The organism is Endozoicomonas montiporae CL-33, from assembly GCF_001583435.1.
In the GTDB taxonomy this organism is placed as follows: Bacteria; Pseudomonadota; Gammaproteobacteria; order Pseudomonadales; family Endozoicomonadaceae; genus Endozoicomonas_A; species Endozoicomonas_A montiporae.
The window spans coordinates 4460323-4475914 of sequence record NZ_CP013251.1; the positions used below are offsets into that span (position 1 = coordinate 4460323).

At 47.2% G+C, this 15592-nt stretch carries 17 protein-coding genes and 1 pseudogene; 15 read left to right on the forward strand and 3 right to left on the reverse strand.

Going from position 1 to position 15592, the window contains the following annotated elements; genetic code table 11:
- Positions 1-22: 22 nt before the first annotated feature.
- A pseudogene (locus EZMO1_RS20395) lies at positions 23-520 on the forward strand (transposase); the annotation flags it as partial.
- Positions 521-744: 224 nt separating this feature from the next.
- Here EZMO1_RS20395 and EZMO1_RS20400 read toward each other — a convergent pair.
- Positions 745-2427, reverse strand: coding sequence for a hypothetical protein (locus EZMO1_RS20400; protein ID WP_034875816.1), 1683 nt, complete (start codon positions 2425-2427; stop codon positions 745-747).
- A gap of 213 nt (positions 2428-2640) precedes the next feature.
- Here EZMO1_RS20400 and EZMO1_RS20405 point away from each other — a divergent pair, with 213 nt between their 5' ends.
- The gene (locus tag EZMO1_RS20405; RefSeq protein WP_034875814.1) at positions 2641-2952 is read left to right on the forward strand and encodes a hypothetical protein; all 312 of its coding nucleotides are present in this window, start codon (positions 2641-2643) and stop codon (positions 2950-2952) included.
- 78 nt (positions 2953-3030) lie between these two features.
- Here EZMO1_RS20405 and ppc read toward each other — a convergent pair whose 3' ends face one another.
- Positions 3031-5664: a phosphoenolpyruvate carboxylase gene (gene ppc / locus EZMO1_RS20410; RefSeq protein ID WP_034875812.1), complete on the reverse strand. Its 2634-nt coding sequence runs from the start codon at positions 5662-5664 to the stop codon at positions 3031-3033.
- Between the two features lie 474 nt (positions 5665-6138).
- Here ppc and EZMO1_RS20415 point away from each other — a divergent pair, with 474 nt between their 5' ends.
- From EZMO1_RS20415 to EZMO1_RS20425, 3 genes are all read left to right on the forward strand, one after another.
- Positions 6139-6807, forward strand: coding sequence for a nucleoside recognition domain-containing protein (locus tag EZMO1_RS20415; RefSeq protein ID WP_034875810.1), 669 nt, complete (start codon positions 6139-6141; stop codon positions 6805-6807).
- A 2-nt stretch (positions 6808-6809) separates the two neighbouring features.
- On the forward strand, positions 6810-7274 hold the full coding sequence (locus tag EZMO1_RS20420) for a YjiG family protein (RefSeq protein WP_034875808.1): 465 nt from the start codon (positions 6810-6812) through the stop codon (positions 7272-7274).
- A gap of 310 nt (positions 7275-7584) precedes the next feature.
- Entirely contained in the window at positions 7585-8094 is a 510-nt protein-coding gene (locus EZMO1_RS20425) for a nucleoside recognition domain-containing protein (RefSeq protein ID WP_082212044.1), read from the forward strand.
- Here EZMO1_RS20425 and EZMO1_RS28300 read toward each other — a convergent pair.
- Positions 8047-8804, reverse strand: a protein-coding gene (locus EZMO1_RS28300) for an IS1 family transposase (RefSeq protein WP_420809906.1) whose coding sequence is annotated in 2 segments (ribosomal slippage) — positions 8047-8537 and positions 8537-8804 — 759 coding nt in all. Because the reading frame shifts where the segments join, the coding sequence is not laid out codon by codon here. The genes EZMO1_RS20425 and EZMO1_RS28300 overlap by 48 nt on opposite strands.
- A gap of 120 nt (positions 8805-8924) precedes the next feature.
- On the opposite strand from EZMO1_RS28300, the gene EZMO1_RS20440 reads away from it, so the two are divergent.
- The 10 genes from EZMO1_RS20440 to EZMO1_RS20490 all read left to right on the forward strand — a co-directional run bounded on the left by EZMO1_RS20440 (position 8925) and on the right by EZMO1_RS20490 (position 15590).
- Positions 8925-9113 (forward strand): hypothetical protein, encoded by a 189-nt coding sequence (locus EZMO1_RS20440; protein ID WP_051790433.1) that lies wholly within the window; start codon positions 8925-8927, stop codon positions 9111-9113.
- Positions 9114-9115: 2 nt separating this feature from the next.
- Positions 9116-9577, forward strand: coding sequence for a YjiG family protein (locus EZMO1_RS20445; protein ID WP_034878035.1), 462 nt, complete (start codon positions 9116-9118; stop codon positions 9575-9577).
- Positions 9578-9737: 160 nt separating this feature from the next.
- Positions 9738-10022 carry a DUF406 family protein gene (locus tag EZMO1_RS20450; protein ID WP_160174101.1) on the forward strand — a complete coding sequence of 95 codons (285 nt, stop codon included), beginning with the start codon at positions 9738-9740 and terminating at the stop codon, positions 10020-10022.
- Between the two features lie 194 nt (positions 10023-10216).
- Positions 10217-10636: a DoxX family protein gene (locus EZMO1_RS20455; RefSeq protein WP_051790434.1), complete on the forward strand. Its 420-nt coding sequence runs from the start codon at positions 10217-10219 to the stop codon at positions 10634-10636.
- Between the two features lie 242 nt (positions 10637-10878).
- Complete coding sequence (locus EZMO1_RS20460; RefSeq protein ID WP_034878037.1) at positions 10879-11481, forward strand: alpha-ketoglutarate-dependent dioxygenase AlkB family protein; 603 nt, start codon at positions 10879-10881, stop codon at positions 11479-11481.
- Positions 11468-12088: a tRNA-uridine aminocarboxypropyltransferase gene (locus EZMO1_RS20465; RefSeq protein WP_061509678.1), complete on the forward strand. Its 621-nt coding sequence runs from the start codon at positions 11468-11470 to the stop codon at positions 12086-12088. The genes EZMO1_RS20460 and EZMO1_RS20465 overlap by 14 nt, the downstream gene beginning before the upstream one ends.
- Positions 12089-12127: 39 nt before the next feature.
- A protein-coding gene (locus EZMO1_RS28305) for an IS1 family transposase (protein WP_420809906.1) occupies positions 12128-12885 on the forward strand; the annotation gives its coding sequence in 2 pieces (ribosomal slippage) (positions 12128-12395 and positions 12395-12885; 759 coding nt in all).
- 71 nt (positions 12886-12956) lie between these two features.
- Entirely contained in the window at positions 12957-13220 is a 264-nt protein-coding gene (locus tag EZMO1_RS25880) for a DTW domain-containing protein (RefSeq protein ID WP_244886751.1), read from the forward strand.
- Between the two features lie 116 nt (positions 13221-13336).
- Positions 13337-14839, forward strand: coding sequence for an ArnT family glycosyltransferase (locus EZMO1_RS20485; RefSeq protein ID WP_051790435.1), 1503 nt, complete (start codon positions 13337-13339; stop codon positions 14837-14839).
- A 157-nt stretch (positions 14840-14996) separates the two neighbouring features.
- Complete coding sequence (locus tag EZMO1_RS20490; RefSeq protein ID WP_051790436.1) at positions 14997-15590, forward strand: TetR/AcrR family transcriptional regulator; 594 nt, start codon at positions 14997-14999, stop codon at positions 15588-15590.
- The last annotated feature ends 2 nt before the right edge of the window (positions 15591-15592 follow it).

A 15592-nucleotide genomic window follows, 5' to 3' on the forward strand; every position in this document is an offset into this window, starting at 1 on the left:
GTGAACAGCTTCTAAGAAACCGTGGATCGTTCATTTTGCAAAGTCCAGTAAAAATCACCACCGTAACATCAAATACCCGGGTCGTTACCTGAAGCGTCCTGCGCTCTCCATGAGCCGCCTGAAACATTATGACGGCAAAGAGGTGATCTTCAGTTATCTGAATCACAAAACCAAACAGCACTTGCGCTTTGCCAGTGGTGCAGAGGATTTCATCAAACGGCTGGTTCAGCATATTCCGGATAAAGGATTCAGAATGATCCGCTACTACGGATTTCTTGCCTCGCGCATCCGGTCAAAACTACTTCCCAAGGTGTACGACCTTCTGGATCAACCAGAAAAAAAGGCGATCCCGATCCGTTTCCCGGCGTTGATGAAGAGCAGTTTCGGTGTTTATCCGCTGGAATGTATCCTGTGCAAATCCCGTATGGTGATGACTGGCATCGTAACCGGTAAAACGATGGCAGAACTGCGCCAGTGTCACGAAAGGCTTGCTCTGAACAGACCGATTATTTTGCAATAACAGGGAAAGTGCGTCCGGAGTAAATGGTGGCAGTGAATACTACTGGATAAAGGCATAAAACCTGACCTTTATCCTGCATTATTCCCAGTTGGCAGTATGGGTAAAAGTGCTCAAAAACAACTACCCAATAAAACCACCTATCCTATACGACAAACGGTTCCCTACCTGTGCTTTGAAATTCCTATGCATCGAGAAGTATCGCCAGAGTAATTTCAATCGACCAATCAACCTCTTCCCTTTTCATCTCTCCCTTCATCCATCGAATCATCATCCTCGGATGATTCTGCATCATCATCTATTTCTTCAGGCCCTGCAGTTTCAGATTTTTTACTCTTCGGATCGAATGACATTGGATCACCTATAATAGGCAATTGCAGCAATTTTTTGATCATATAGGCCTGCAGAAAATTCGCAGGCATTGATGTATAAAGCTCATGAAAAGCTTCAAGCATAATCCATTGTCTTTCATGCCCATTTTCAGCATAAATTTGTTGCATACTCTTAACAGGGTTTTTGGCTTCTGCGAACATGACAAATAACATAAGGCCTTCAATAACCTCATCAACACCAAAGGGCCTTTTCAATATTTGATCAAAAGTAGTTTTATACTTTGGTAAGAGATCGGTAAGTGCGTCTGCAAACCCTTGAGCATTTTTCAAAACCAGCACCTTTCCTCTTTCAATATTTTTATCTTGCCGACTTTCTGAGTACAACTTAGTCAATGCAACGTTAACCAGGAATCGTTGAACCGCATCAGACACGGCATGACCAGGAGACATTTTAGTATTCAAGATAGTCATGCCTTTAAACTGTTGTGTATCAAGCGTTAATGAAGGGTCGGGGTAATGCAGAGCAATACCCATTCCATGCCACCTGGCATAGGTCAGAAGATTAGCGAATAGCTGTTCCTGATCGTGTTTTCTTGAGTGTTTGTTAATAAAGCTTTTGATTGAACGAATGATTTTATCAGGATCAACTGGGCTTTTTTCCTTTAACATCGGGTGGTAAGTTATATTGATATCCATATCAAATTTGGGTGGCACCACATCACCAAAACCTGCTTCTGCCCGCTTTTGTTGTAGGTCATTCTCAAGCTTACTGACTTCCTGCGGGTCATAGGTATGACACTTTTTTACAATCATTTCAGGATACCGGTTTTGCAGGCTGTAGTCGGACTCAGAAGCACCAGCAGTTTCGTTTTTTTTATCCGCTTCAGATGCAGCAATGAAATTTCCATCGACAGTTAGCCCCAGCCGGTTATAACGCTCGTTTTCTTTGAGATACTCATGCCCCTTAACAAAAAGGTCCCAGTTTTTCTTTGTGAATTGTGCCCGCACCGGAGATTGTTGATTATCGTTTTTTCCCACAGCAACAGAAAAGTCACCCGCACTTTTACTATCGACAGACTCTGCCACTGATTGATCGTCTGCGGAGAAGCCGCGTTCTTGTTGCGAAGTGATAGGCGTTAATGATCCCTTTTCAACAATCAGAATTTCTGGATAAACACCTTTTACCGCTGGCGTCCCAAAACTCATCGGCGAATCCATGGCTGCAGATTGCTCCAACGCTGAAGACTGCTCTACCGCTAAAGATTTTGGAGGTTGACTCACATGCCCTTCTTCTGTTTTTGACTGAAGCGAGAGAGGCAGCTTAACAGGTTCAACGTACTCGCCGGTTTCACTGTTAATAACCCCACACAACAACTCCAGATCCAACACAAATTGCCCCCGATCATCCACTTTGACTGTCAAAACTTTCCTTTCACCAACCCCCTTTAAATGAAGCTTACCGGTACCATCATCCAGTTCTTCTACATAGCCGGAGATCTGACCATCTGCAGAAACAATTGGATTTAATGACAAACTCAATGCCGGTATTAAAAAAGCCAATCGCAAGACTGGTTTCATTGTAATTCCTCACTACCTGTGTTGATTACATCTGTTCCCTGAATGCATGGTTCTTCCATGTTTTAGTAAATATTCTGATCGGAGAAGTATAGACTCAATGACCAGATTCGCATCCTGACTAACTGGTTGAATTTCATCAATTTTCATATAAACGGGTACTTATAGACTCTGGCTATACTATTAATTCCAAGGACAATAAAAGGATGTACAGCTATGAGTAAAAAGAAAGACGTCCTGGTACTTTGCAAAGACAATAAAGCCAGTACACAGAGTCCGGTAGAAGAGTATTTTGCCTATCAACTTGATTTTGAAGCATTTAGAAAGTGGCGGGAAGGAAAACACAAGTGGCCTGACGGCAGCATCATTAAAGGTACCGGAAAACCTCTTTATAAAGGTGCCGTATTTCCCTTCACACAAACAAAGGGTAAGCCGGTCACTGCTGACCTGAGTGAATGGAAAGAGTTTGCAAATAACTCCCCGGATCTAAACCCGAATCCACGGGTTATTAATCCTGATTCTTTATAAATATTTATTTTTAAAATCAAACTGATATAAAAAAGCCCGAATGCCATTCAGCAATCGGGCTTTTTTATGTACCGGTTATTAGCCAGTGTTACGCATACCGGCAGCAATACCGGCCACGGTAATCATCAACGCCTGCTCCAGATTCTTACATTCCTTGTCTTCCTCCAGGTGGCGAAGACGGTAAAGTAGCTCTGCCTGCAGAACATTCAATGGATCAATGTAAGGGTTGCGCAGTGCAATACCCTGCTTGTTCACAGGATGGGCAGACATCAGTTCACTGCCACCTTTCAACTCCAGTACCGTATTAATGGCACTGTCCAGCAGCGTACGCAGCTTGTCGCCAAGATGCTGCAGCCCCGTTGGAACCAGACGATCTTCATAGTACTCAGCCAACTTTGGATCGGTCTTCATGAAGACCATTTCCAGCATTTCCAGACGTGCTTTGAAGAACGGCCACTGCTCCATCATCTCATCCAGAGTTTCGCGCTGCTCTTTCTCCAGAGCGTTTTTTAGTGCCACACCACAACCCAGCCAGGTCGGCAGCATCAGGCGAATCTGGGTCCAGGCAAAAATCCATGGAATCGCACGCAGGCTTTCTACACCACCATTAGGCTTGCGTTTAGCCGGGCGAGAACCCAGAGGCAAACCAGCCAGCTCCTGCTCTGGTGTCACAGCACGGAAGTAAGGTACAAACTCAGGCTCGCCACGCACCATGCCACGATACACTTCCAGAGAATCACGGGACAGCTGATCCATCATATCCCGCCAGCTCTGCTCCGGTGCCGGTGGTGGCAACAAAGTTGCTTCCATGGTGGCACTGGCGTAAAGCATCAGGCTCTTTCTGGCGACATCCGGAAAGCCGAACTTGAAACGAATCATCTCGCCCTGCTCGGTCACTCGCAGATGACCATTCACCGAACCCGGTGGCTGGGAAAGAATCGCAGAATGAGCAGGACCACCCCCACGGCCAATGGTACCCCCACGACCGTGAAAGAACGTCAGGTCTACATTGTGTTGCTTGCAGACTTCAGTGACTTCTTCCATGGCACGATACTGTGCCCAGCCAGCCGCCATCCAGCCAGCGTCCTTGGCAGAGTCGGAGTAACCGATCATGACCATCTGACCACCGGCACTGTAGCCACGATACCAGGGCAGACTTAACAGTTTTTCGATACAGTCAGCCGCACCGTCCAGAGCCGTGAGTGTTTCAAACAGTGGTACCACAGGCATTGGGAAATCAACACCGCACTCTTTTAACAGCAGAGCCACCGCCAATACATCAGACGGGTTGTACGCCATGGAAATCACGTAAGTACGCAGGGCTTTCTCACCCTCGCGGGCAATCACACGACAGGTATCAACCACTTCCTTAACGTCCGGGCTCGGCTGCCAGTTGTTCGGCAACAGTGGACGAGGGTTCTGCAATTCACGCAAGAGGAAGGTCTGACGGTCTGTTTCATCCCAGCTGGCGTAGTCACCCATACCCAGGGCGCGGGTCAGCTCACTCATCACTTCAGTGTGACGGTCTGCTTCCTGACGAATATCCAGCTTGATCAGGGTCAGACCAAAACTGTGGGCACGACGAATCATATCCAGCAGAGGGCCATCGGCAATCACGCCCAGTCCCACTTCTTTCAAAGAGCGATAGCACAGTTCCAGTGGCTCAATCAGCTCTTTATTGTCAGTCATGATGTCAGAGGCGTCGGCCATATCAACCAGAGAACGCTCACACCAGCTGCGGGTATGACGCAGACGTTCACGCAGCTTTTTCAGCACCGCACGGTAGGGTTCACGACACTCACCCATCACCTGCTTCATCTCTTCACTGCATTCGGTCATGGACAGTTCGCCAATCAGCGGCTTCATATCACGCAGATAAAGATCCGCTGCTACCCAGCGACTCAGCAGTAAAACTTCCTGTGTCACTTTGGAGGTCACAAACGGGTTACCGTCACGGTCGCCACCCATCCAGGAAGAGAAGCGAACCGGAACAGCATCAATAGGCAGGCGAATACCGGTGTGCTCTTCCAGACGTTCATCCATGGAGCGAACAAAAGCCGGAATGGCTTCCCACAAAGAGTGTTCAATGGTGGCATAGCCCGCTTTGGCTTCATCAATCGGGGTAGGACGCTGGGTACGGAATTCCAGAGTGTGCCAGGCCTGAGACACCAGCTGCTGCAGACGGTTTTCCAGACGCGCCTTGCGACGCTGGCTGAGGCTGGAGTCTTCCAGCTCGGTCAGGCATTCAAAAATAGATTCCTGCTTTTGAATCAGGGTACGACGGCTAACTTCTGTCGGGTGAGCCGTCAGAACCAGTTCCATGTCCAGTTTGCTGATGCTGCTGGCAATCTGTTCATTGGTCAGACCTTTGTCTTTCAGGCGTACCATGAGATTGTCAAAGTGATCGGGCATATCAAACGCTTCCTCACACTCTTTGGAAACACCATGATACTGCTCAGCAAGGTTTGCCAGATTCAGAAAGTGACTGAAGGCACGGGTAACCGGCACCAGCTCGTCATCAGACAAGCCTTTCAGCTGATCCAGCAGAACTTCGCGATCTTCTTCATTACCGGCACGGGCAGCTTTGGATAACTGACGAATGTTTTCAATTTTATTAAAAAACTCTTCGCCGTGATGATCCTTGATGGTGTGCCCCAACAAAGAGCCTAATCGATTGACATTACGTCGCAGGCTGGCCTGACTGTCTGCCATAGTGTTCGTTCCTGAATAGTTTAATAAAAATATCTGCCTATAAATTCTGGTACGTTTATACTAATGACTATCAAAATAACCAAAACGCTCTATTCAAAATTTATAAACCGACACATTCACGACTGGTTAATAGCCGAACAATTATTTCGGAAGCACCGAGCCTATAACAGAATTTCCGAATTTTAAAGCATTATCCACTTCGCTCAACGAACAACAAAAACAAACAATTACGCAATCAACTTCGTAACTATTGCTGTCATCTCTTGTTCATATATTAACTAAATAAATGCATAGAAAATAAAACTAGGTGGGTCAGCAATTAATGTAGATATTAACTGTATAAAATTTTCGCAATTCCCCGATAGGCGTGACATTCAAGGCTCTCTATCCTCTTTGATCGATTCTTTTTTGCACGGACGCTTCGTGATCAGGAAAGAATCCAACACTCCAACACAACATCCAACGGGTTTTATAATGAGCGCTACTGACGATCAGAAGGTCACGCTCGGAAACTATATTGCGCTGGCTTTTGCTGTCGTATTTTTTTCCGGTTTACTGCAGTCTAACGAATGGTACGGAGTCTTTGACTTCACTACCCTGAACGGTACTTTTGGTTCCATCGCTGGCGGCGGTATGTTCCGTGGTGCGGGTGGTGACGGTGCCCGTGACGGCTTCCTGTTCGCCCTGACTCTGGTTCCTACCTGCATGTTCGCACTGGGCATGATCAACGTTCTGGAACACTACGGCGCTCTGAAAGCGGCTCGTAAACTACTGTCTCCTCTGCTGCGCCCTCTGATGGGTCTGCCGGGTTCTGCCGGTCTGGCTCTGATTGGTTCCCTGCAGAACACCGACACCGGTGCCGGCCTGACCAAAAATCTGGTTGAAGATGGCGAACTGAATCAGGAAGAGACTGAAATCTTCACCGCGTTCCAGTTCTCCGCTGGTGCAACCATCGTGAACTTCTTCAGCTCCGGTGCGGTACTGTTCACCCTGACCAACGCCGACGGCTCTCTGGCAGTTCCAACTTCCATCGGTCTGACCGTGGCTATCATGTTCATCTTCAAGATCGTTGGCGCCAACATCCTGCGTCTGGTACTGAAGGCTCAAGGCAACAAAGTTAACGCTCAGACAAAGGCGGCATAATCATGGCTCAAGCTGGCAAAAAGATGATCACTGACGTCTTTGTGGAAGGCGCTCGCAAGGGGTGGAACATTGGTGCAATGAGCACCATTCCAAACGTAATGATGGCTTTCATCATCATCAAGGCTCTGAATGTGACCGGCGCACTGGGCGCTCTGGGTGCACTGTTCCAGCCACTGATGATTCTGGTGGGTCTGCCGGGTGAAGGTGCTGCCGTCATCATGAGCGCTATCATGTCCATGGGCGGTGCAGTCGGTATCGTGATGGGTCTGTTCTCTGAAGGCATCCTGACCGGCGAGCACATTGCGATTCTGGCTCCGGCCATTTACCTGTGTGGTTCCACTATCCAGTACGCTGGTCGTATTCTGGGTGTAATCGGTACCCGTGGTAGCCTGTACCCGATCATGTTTGCAATCTGTATCGCAAACAGCTTTATGGCTATGTTCGTTATGAACCTGTTCTTCGTTTAAGAAGCAACATTCATTGCCATAACGGGGACGATTTCGTTCCTGAAAAAGTCAGCTTCTAAGAAAAGAAGCTGGCTTTTTACACATTTACCACTATAAAAAAATATCTTCACACCAAGCTGGCAAATCAACCAGCAGTCGTAAATCGCACAACCGTGACTTTCAATCGAAAACAATCAAGTCATTAGTCGCAAATAGAGTCCATCTATAAAGATAATCACCATCAATTACACGCTTTATACCTGTGTTGAATTGTGACTGAAGTCCTTATTCTGACCCGCCTACACTCCAAACAAATAAGGTTCTGGTATCCATGAGTGCAACCGACGATCAAAGAGTAACGATCGGGAATTACATAGCACTGGCATTTGCGGTCGTGTTCTTTTCCGGTTTACTGCAGTCCAACGAATGGTACGGAGTCTTCGACTTCACCACACTGAACGGTACGTTCGGCTCCATCGCGGGCGGAATGTTTCGTGGAACGGGTGGTGACGGTGCCCGTGACGGTTTCCTGTTTGCCCTGACTCTGGTACCCACCTGTATGTTTGCACTGGGCATGATCAACGTTCTGGAGCACTTTGGTGCACTGAGGGCTGCCCGCAAACTGCTTTCACCACTGCTGCGTCCTCTTATGGGTCTGCCTGGCTCTGCCGGTCTGGCGCTGATTGGTTCTCTGCAAAACACCGACACCGGTGCAGGCCTGACCAAGAACCTGATGGAAGACGGTGAGTTGAATGAAAAAGAGTCTGAAATTTTTGGTAGTGGGCCAGAACTGTTATATCGCGTGAATATTGACCCCAAACTCAACTTTATTAATCAATAATCCAATAACAATATCGTGCATCTTTTCGAGCTTTGAAAAACAAATTGTCTTTCTGGCCAACCGTTTAATCCAAGTCCGAAAATTAAGGTTTTTACGCTCTATCTTCTGAGTGTTTGCTTTACCAATAATATGCATGTTTTCATCAAGGTGTCGCTCATAGGCTCCCCAATCATCGGTGTAAAATTTATTAATACCAAATGGCTTCAGAAGTGTTTTGAGTTCTTTAAAAACTTCATCTTTCCGTTTTCCGAAAACATAAGCAAGCACGGTATTTGTAGCGTGATCAACAGCATACCAAAGCCAGCGTTGGTTCGATTTATCATGAACATACGACCACTGCTCATCTAGCTCAGCCTCTTGGCAGACAAGCCCTACATGAATAATTGCATCTGACTTGAGATCAATAGTTTGAATATTTGGGTTGACCTTTACCAGACCGCTTTCTTTTTTTTTAGAGTCTTTATTACTGTTGTCTTGCTTATTCCGAGTACTTTACTTGTATCCCTGATTCCGCTGCCATTTATTGCCATATCGATGATTTTTTCTTTAACGCCAGGCTCACAGGCCTTGTAGCGATATTCAAGCATGAAGGTTTTGATTTCACATTTGTCATTACAGCAATAGTATCGTGGAACATCATGAGTGCTGTATCCGAAAGGCCGAACTTGGTTACTGCCACATGTTGTACAGAGGACTTGCGTAAGGCACATTTTTAAACCGCATTTTTCAAAGTTGCCGAATGTCGTATTTTAGCAGACAGGGCTAGAATCACAGAACTGTGCCACTACCAAATTTTTACCGCTTTCCAATTCTCCGGCGGCGCACTGATTGTGAACTTCTTCAGCTCCGGTGCCGTACTGTTTACCCTGACTAATGCCGATGGTTCCATGGCGGTTCCTACTTCCATCGGTCTGACCGTCGGTGTGATGTTTGTCTTCAAGATCATTGGTGCCAATGTTTTGCGCCTGATCCTGAAAACCCGGAACAAAAAGGTTAACGCTCAGGCGAAGGTGGCATAATCATGGCTCAAGCTCCAAAAAAGATGATCACTGACGTCTTTGTTGAAGGCGCGAGAAAAGGCTGGAACATTGGTGCAATGAGCACCATTCCAAACGTAATGATGGCTTTCATCATTATTAAAGCCCTGAATGTTACCGGTGCCCTGACCGCTCTGGGAGCACTGTTCCAACCGCTGATGGTGCTGGTTGGTCTGCCCGGTGAAGGTGCAGCGGTACTCATGGGAGCCATCATGTCCATGGGCGGTGCAGTGGGTATCGTAATGGGACTGTTCTCGGAAGGTATCCTGACCGGCGAACACATTGCGATTCTGGCTCCGGCGATCTACCTGATGGGGTCTACCATTCAGTATGCGGGTCGAATCCTTGGTGTCATTGGTACCCGCGGCAGCCTGTACCCGATTCTGTTTGCGATCTGTATTGCTAATGGCTTTATGGCAATGTTTGTCATGAACCTGCTGGTTTAACTCTTTCCGCCGAATCGTAGATTGGTATAAGATGAACTCGCCTGTGAGGCTGCATTAGACGGACAGAGACACGGTTGTTAAACATACGCTCTGTCCGACCTTTGCCATGACAAAATTAAAAACCGGGCCCTCTGCCCGGTTTTTTTTATGAGGTATGTTCATGAAAGACACTGACCAGTACGAGAGCGCCGCCTGCAACTGCGTGGAAGTTGGCACCCTGATCCGTGAAGACGACACCCTTCTGACACTGGACTTCTGCGACAACGATCAGATGACCGCTAAAGAACAGTTTGACCGGATGGAAAAGGATGCTCTATCCGTTGGCTCCGGCAACTGCCAGATTCAGTCAGAAATGGTTGAAGCCGATGGTAAACCAATCATTCGTGCCATGTTTGACTTTGACTGCACGGCCGAAAAGCTGATTTTCCAGATGAAGCATAAATAAGCGGGAAATGCGGTTTTCATTGCTTCGGTAATGAAAATTGCATTTTCAAAGATAACAACAGCACCTTATACACGACACAAGACTTGCAAACGATTCCTGTTCTCAGCCCTGAGCCAAATTGATCTGGATCAATGTTTTTCCAGCATCAGCATTGATAATAAACGGGCAATAAACACAATAAAAAGTAGCCAGTTATGCAAGCAATCATCTCTTCATTTTACGGGGCAGCCAGCCCGGAATTACGTCAGAAACTCTCCGGCTTTGGGTTACTGGTCATGCGGGCAGGCCTGGGCATCGGCATGTGGACACACGGCTGGCCGAAGCTGGTCAATTATGCAGAAAGGGCGCCAAAGTTTGTCGATCCATTCGGGGTCGGGCCTGAAGCCACTCTGGTACTGGCCATAATGGCCGAACTTCTGGGCAGTATTGCCCTGACCGTTGGTTTATTCTCACGTCTCAGTGCCTGCGCCCTGGCCTTCTCTATGGCAATCGCTGCCTATTATTTTGGACATGAACTGGCTTATATCTACATGCTGGCCTACATCGGGCTGATCTTTACCGGACCCGGCCGTTACTCCATTGACCAGATGATCTACAAGCGTTACGTCGCCTGACATCCATGGCTTGAGCAGGCAAACCCTGCCTGCTCTGTTATCCTTCCTGAATCTTCTTATACCAATTCCATTTTCTAAATATGACCATGAGCAAGCTATTTCAAATCGCTGGGCAAGGAAGAACGACGAGTAATAGCTGGCTATTGCGAGGAGTTCCGACGCAGAGCCAGTGGTTTGGAATGGCTGCACAATTCATGTTTAGAAGATAGAATTGGTATTATTAACGTCTACTGTATCGACTCATGGCAGCGCCTGAATGCATACCCGCACAAGATGCACAGCTTCAACTGTGGCATGAAGCTCTGTCACCCGCTGAGGCTCAACAGTATTTTCAGCATCTTCTAGCCGACACGCCATGGAAACAGGATCGGATACGGATGTTTGGCAAACGGGTGGCTATTCCCAGACTGCAGGCATGGTACGGTGACGAACATTGCAGCTACAGTTATTCCGGTCTGCAGCTTGCCCCTCTGGGCTGGTCACCCCTGCTAATGCAGTTAAAGACAAGAGTTGAAACCCTGAGCCAACAGAGATTTAACAGCGTTCTTTTGAACCTCTATCGAACCGGAAAGGACAGTAATGGCTGGCACAGTGATGACGAGCCGGAGCTGGGAGACCAGCCCGTTATTGCCTCACTGAGCCTTGGCGGATCACGCCGTTTTAAACTTCGGCATAAATTCGATCCATCGATTTCGGGGATCAATATTCAGTTAAACAGCGGTTCCCTGCTGGTTATGTCTGGACATTCCCAATCACACTGGCAACATTGCCTGCCGAAAACCGCTCGCCCAACCGAGCCCCGAATCAACCTGACGTTCAGGAACATCCTGCATGGCCCGCATTGAGTGCCCCCGCTGCCTTCGCCCGCTAAAAACCTGTTATTGCCAGGCACTAACCCCGGAAACAGCGACAACAGACCTGTTAATCATTCAGCACCCATCAGAAACCCGCCACGCTGTTAACAGCGCCCGTATTGCCAGCCTGGGCATTACAAACTGTGAAATAATCGTGGGCGAAGATTTCAGCAAGTCCACAGAACTGGACAAACGACTGTCAAATCGTCATGCCTGTCTGCTGTTTCCTTCAGACAACGCAGTGACCGTCAGAACTTATCAGGAGAACAGAACAAAACCGGATCTGTGCGTTATTCTGGATGGCACTTGGCGCAAAGCCAAAAAAATCTACTACCTCAATCCGGTTTTACAGGCTCTGCCCGCTGTCACGTTGTCCGACACTTACACATCGACTTACACCATCAGAAAAACCCCGGGCAAAGGCGCTTTATCAACCATTGAAGCGACGGTTGCTTTTTTAAGAGAGGTCAGCCAGATGCCAGCCGCCCACCAGAACTGTCTGGATGCCTTTGGGAAAATGATCAATGCCCAGATTGAAGCAATGGGCAAGGAAACGTTGGTAGTGGCACAGTTCTGTGATTCTAGCCCTGTCTGCTAAAATACGACATTCGGCAACTTTGAAAAATGCGGTTTAAAAATGTGCCTTACGCAAGTCCTCTGTACAACATGTGGCAGTAACCAAGTTCGGCCTTTCGGATACAGCACTCATGATGTTCCACGATACTATTGCTGTAATGACAAATGTGAAATCAAAACCTTCATGCTTGAATATCGCTACAAGGCCTGTGAGCCTGGCGTTAAAGAAAAAATCATCGATATGGCAATAAATGGCAGCGGAATCAGGGATACAAGTAAAGTACTCGGAATAAGCAAGACAACAGTAATAAAGACTCTAAAAAAAAAGAAAGCGGTCTGGTAAAGGTCAACCCAAATATTCAAACTATTGATCTCAAGTCAGATGCAATTATTCATGTAGGGCTTGTCTGCCAAGAGGCTGAGCTAGATGAGCAGTGGTCGTATGTTCATGATAAATCGAACCAACGCTGGCTTTGGTATGCTGTTGATCACGCTACAAATACCGTGCTTGCTTATGTTTTCGGAAAACGGAAAGATGAAGTTTTTAAAGAACTCAAAACACTTCTGAAGCCATTTGGTATTAATAAATTTTACACCGATGATTGGGGAGCCTATGAGCGACACCTTGATGAAAACATGCATATTATTGGTAAAGCAAACACTCAGAAGATAGAGCGTAAAAACCTTAATTTTCGGACTTGGATTAAACGGTTGGCCAGAAAGACAATTTGTTTTTCAAAGCTCGAAAAGATGCACGATATTGTTATTGGATTATTGATTAATAAAGTTGAGTTTGGGGTCAATATTCACGCGATATAACAGTTCTGGCCCACTACCCAAAACCGGATCTGTGCGTTATTCTGGATGGCACTTGGCGCAAAGCCAAAAAAATCTACTACCTCAATCCGGTTTTACAGGCTCTGCCCGCTGTCACGTTGTCCGACACTTACACATCGACTTACACCATCAGAAAAACCCCGGGCAAAGGCGCTTTATCAACCATTGAAGCGACGGTTGCTTTTTTAAGAGAGGTCAGCCAGATGCCAGCCGCCCACCAGAACTGTCTGGATGCCTTTGGGAAAATGATCAATGCCCAGATTGAAGCAATGGGCAAGGAAACGTTTATAAAAAATTACTCGGACAGAATCCAATAAAACATCAGAGTTGTGCCGGCTGAAGATTAATGCGAAAAATAAGAGTAATGGACTAACCTGAATCGTACTCAGGCATGACTCATGAGCAGATTCAGATACAAGGAGTCACAATAACAATGAACTCTGGCGCTCTCAATAGCACTAACAATGGCACTAGCACCGGCACTCAAGGCCAGAGCAGACTCTGGCTGTATGGCACTTTGATTGTTGCTGTCGCACTCATTATGCGTCTACTGTCGTTGGGAACCTACCCGCTGATGGACACCAGTGAAGCACGGTACGGTGAAATGGTGCGACTGATGGTTGAAACCAACGACTGGATTACGCCCTACTTTGATTACGATGTGCCTTTCTGGGGAAAACCACCCCTGTTTATCTGGATGTCTGCCATCAGTTTCAAACTGTTCGGCATCAACGAGTTTGCTGCCCGATTCCCGGCACTGCTAAGCAGCATTGGCACACTCTGGCTGACCTGGACACTGGCGTCTTTCCAGCTCAGCCGCAATGCCGCAAAACTGGCCGTTCTGATTCTCACTACCAGCGCCATGTTTCTGGTGTTAGCTGGTGCCTTGCTGGCTGACCCGATTATGGTATTCAGCATCACACTGGTCATCACCAGCTTCTGGATTGCGTTTAACAGCAACGAACGATCTCAGGCTGTTCACTGGGGTTACCTGTTCTTTGTCGGCTCGGCTCTGGCGTTGCTGTCAAAAAGTCTGGTCGGGCTGGTACTGGCAGGCCTGCCCATTTTCTTCTGGTGCTTGCTCCGTAGGCAGTTTATGCAACTCTGGCAGCGCCTGCCCTGGGTAAGCGGTACTGTTTTAGCCGCAGCAATTGCCCTGCCATGGTTTATTGCAGCTGAAATAAAAACACCGGGCATGCTGGAATATATGATTATCGGGGAACATTTCAGCCGGTATCTGGACAGCGGCTGGGAAGGCGACCAGTTCGGCTCGGCACACATCCGCCCCATTGGCATGATCTGGCCACTCTTTATTGCCGGAGGCATTCCCTGGTCTCTGGTACTGGCCGGATACGCCGTTCGGGCATTGTGGTGTAAGTTCAGACATAAACAGCCACTGGCTCTGTCTGAATGGGCATGTTTTCTGGCGTGCTGGCTGCTTTCCCTGTTGCTGTTTTTCACCTTTGCCAGAAACATGATCTGGACCTATGCCTTACCCATGATGCCGCCGCTGGCTCTGGCTCTGGCAACCCTCTGGGCGCCACACCTCAACACATCAATGCATCGGCGTATTGTATCGGGCGCCTGTATTACACCTGTATTAATGGCGATCACCATTTATATGCTCATAAACGACGGAGGGAAAAAATCCCAAAAGACTATGGTTCAGGCCATGCTTAACGAAAAGGCCAGCCAACCCGGTGAGCTTCTCTATTACAAGAAACGTCCTTTTTCTTCCCGTTTTTATTCTCACGGAAAATCCATACTGGTTGATACCGCCGATGAGATTAATACCCTGATTAATAATGGAAAAACAGACTTTCTGGCGACCAGAAAAGGTTACTTTGAATACCTGCCTGCTTATTTGCAGGAACGTTTTACCGCTATTCACTACTATCGCGACTGGATATTATGGCGGGAAAAAAATGACCGGTAATTCACCAGACACAGCATGATTCTTTGAAAAAGAACCTTCATTCAATGACTGTTTTATGCCAAACAATAACAGACTGACATATTTGCTTGTTTTAAAAATTAGCTGCTACATTGGAGTAACCTTTTTGAAACCAACACGTTTTTAAGCCATCACGGAAATGGGAAGACATTCATCATTTGATAAACAGGCTGTGCTTGAAAGTGCTTTGACTTTGTTCTGGTCAAAGGGTTTTTCTGCGACTTCTCTGAGACAACTTGAAGAAGTCACCGAATTACATCCGGGAAGTTTGTACCATCATTTCAAAAGCAAAGAAGGTTTGTACGTCAGTGTGCTGAAATACTATCTGGAACATGAAATGCCTGATCGTATCAACCGATACCTGACCGGCAACGCACCTTTAAGCGGCATTCGTCGTTTTTTTACTTCCGGCTATCGCAATCCACAGGAACAACATTATCGTAACTGTTGTTTTCTTGCCTGCTCCAGTGCCGAGCTCCATCTGCTACCGCAGGAGGCACAATCCCTGATCAATAAAGGCATGATGGATATTCAGGATGCCTTTGAAAAGCAGCTTGGATTACTTACCCGCCAAGGGTACACCTTTTCGCAAGAAATCAACGACATAGCCAAACATCTATCCTGCCTGTTTCTGGGTCTGCAGCTGTTTGCACGAATTCAGTCAAACCAGCATCAACTGGACTCAATCATTAACAACAGTCTGCAGCAATTGTTACCACACCGGATCAACTGAAC

Excerpts from the sequence above, each read along its gene's own strand:
- EZMO1_RS20400 (WP_034875816.1), bottom strand. The coding sequence starts at position 2,427 with ATGAAACCAGTCTTGCGATTGGCTTTTTTAATACCGGCATTGAGTTTG.
- EZMO1_RS20405 (WP_034875814.1), top strand. The coding sequence starts at position 2,641 with ATGAGTAAAAAGAAAGACGTCCTGGTACTTTGCAAAGACAATAAAGCC.
- ppc (WP_034875812.1), bottom strand. The coding sequence starts at position 5,664 with ATGGCAGACAGTCAGGCCAGCCTGCGACGTAATGTCAATCGATTAGGC.
- EZMO1_RS20415 (WP_034875810.1), top strand. The coding sequence starts at position 6,139 with ATGAGCGCTACTGACGATCAGAAGGTCACGCTCGGAAACTATATTGCG.
- EZMO1_RS20420 (WP_034875808.1), top strand. The coding sequence starts at position 6,810 with ATGGCTCAAGCTGGCAAAAAGATGATCACTGACGTCTTTGTGGAAGGC.
- EZMO1_RS20425 (WP_082212044.1), top strand. The coding sequence starts at position 7,585 with ATGAGTGCAACCGACGATCAAAGAGTAACGATCGGGAATTACATAGCA.
- EZMO1_RS20445 (WP_034878035.1), top strand. The coding sequence starts at position 9,116 with ATGGCTCAAGCTCCAAAAAAGATGATCACTGACGTCTTTGTTGAAGGC.
- EZMO1_RS20450 (WP_160174101.1), top strand. The coding sequence starts at position 9,738 with ATGAAAGACACTGACCAGTACGAGAGCGCCGCCTGCAACTGCGTGGAA.
- EZMO1_RS20455 (WP_051790434.1), top strand. The coding sequence starts at position 10,217 with ATGCAAGCAATCATCTCTTCATTTTACGGGGCAGCCAGCCCGGAATTA.
- EZMO1_RS20460 (WP_034878037.1), top strand. The coding sequence starts at position 10,879 with ATGGCAGCGCCTGAATGCATACCCGCACAAGATGCACAGCTTCAACTG.
- EZMO1_RS20465 (WP_061509678.1), top strand. The coding sequence starts at position 11,468 with ATGGCCCGCATTGAGTGCCCCCGCTGCCTTCGCCCGCTAAAAACCTGT.
- EZMO1_RS20485 (WP_051790435.1), top strand. The coding sequence starts at position 13,337 with ATGAACTCTGGCGCTCTCAATAGCACTAACAATGGCACTAGCACCGGC.
- EZMO1_RS20490 (WP_051790436.1), top strand. The coding sequence starts at position 14,997 with ATGGGAAGACATTCATCATTTGATAAACAGGCTGTGCTTGAAAGTGCT.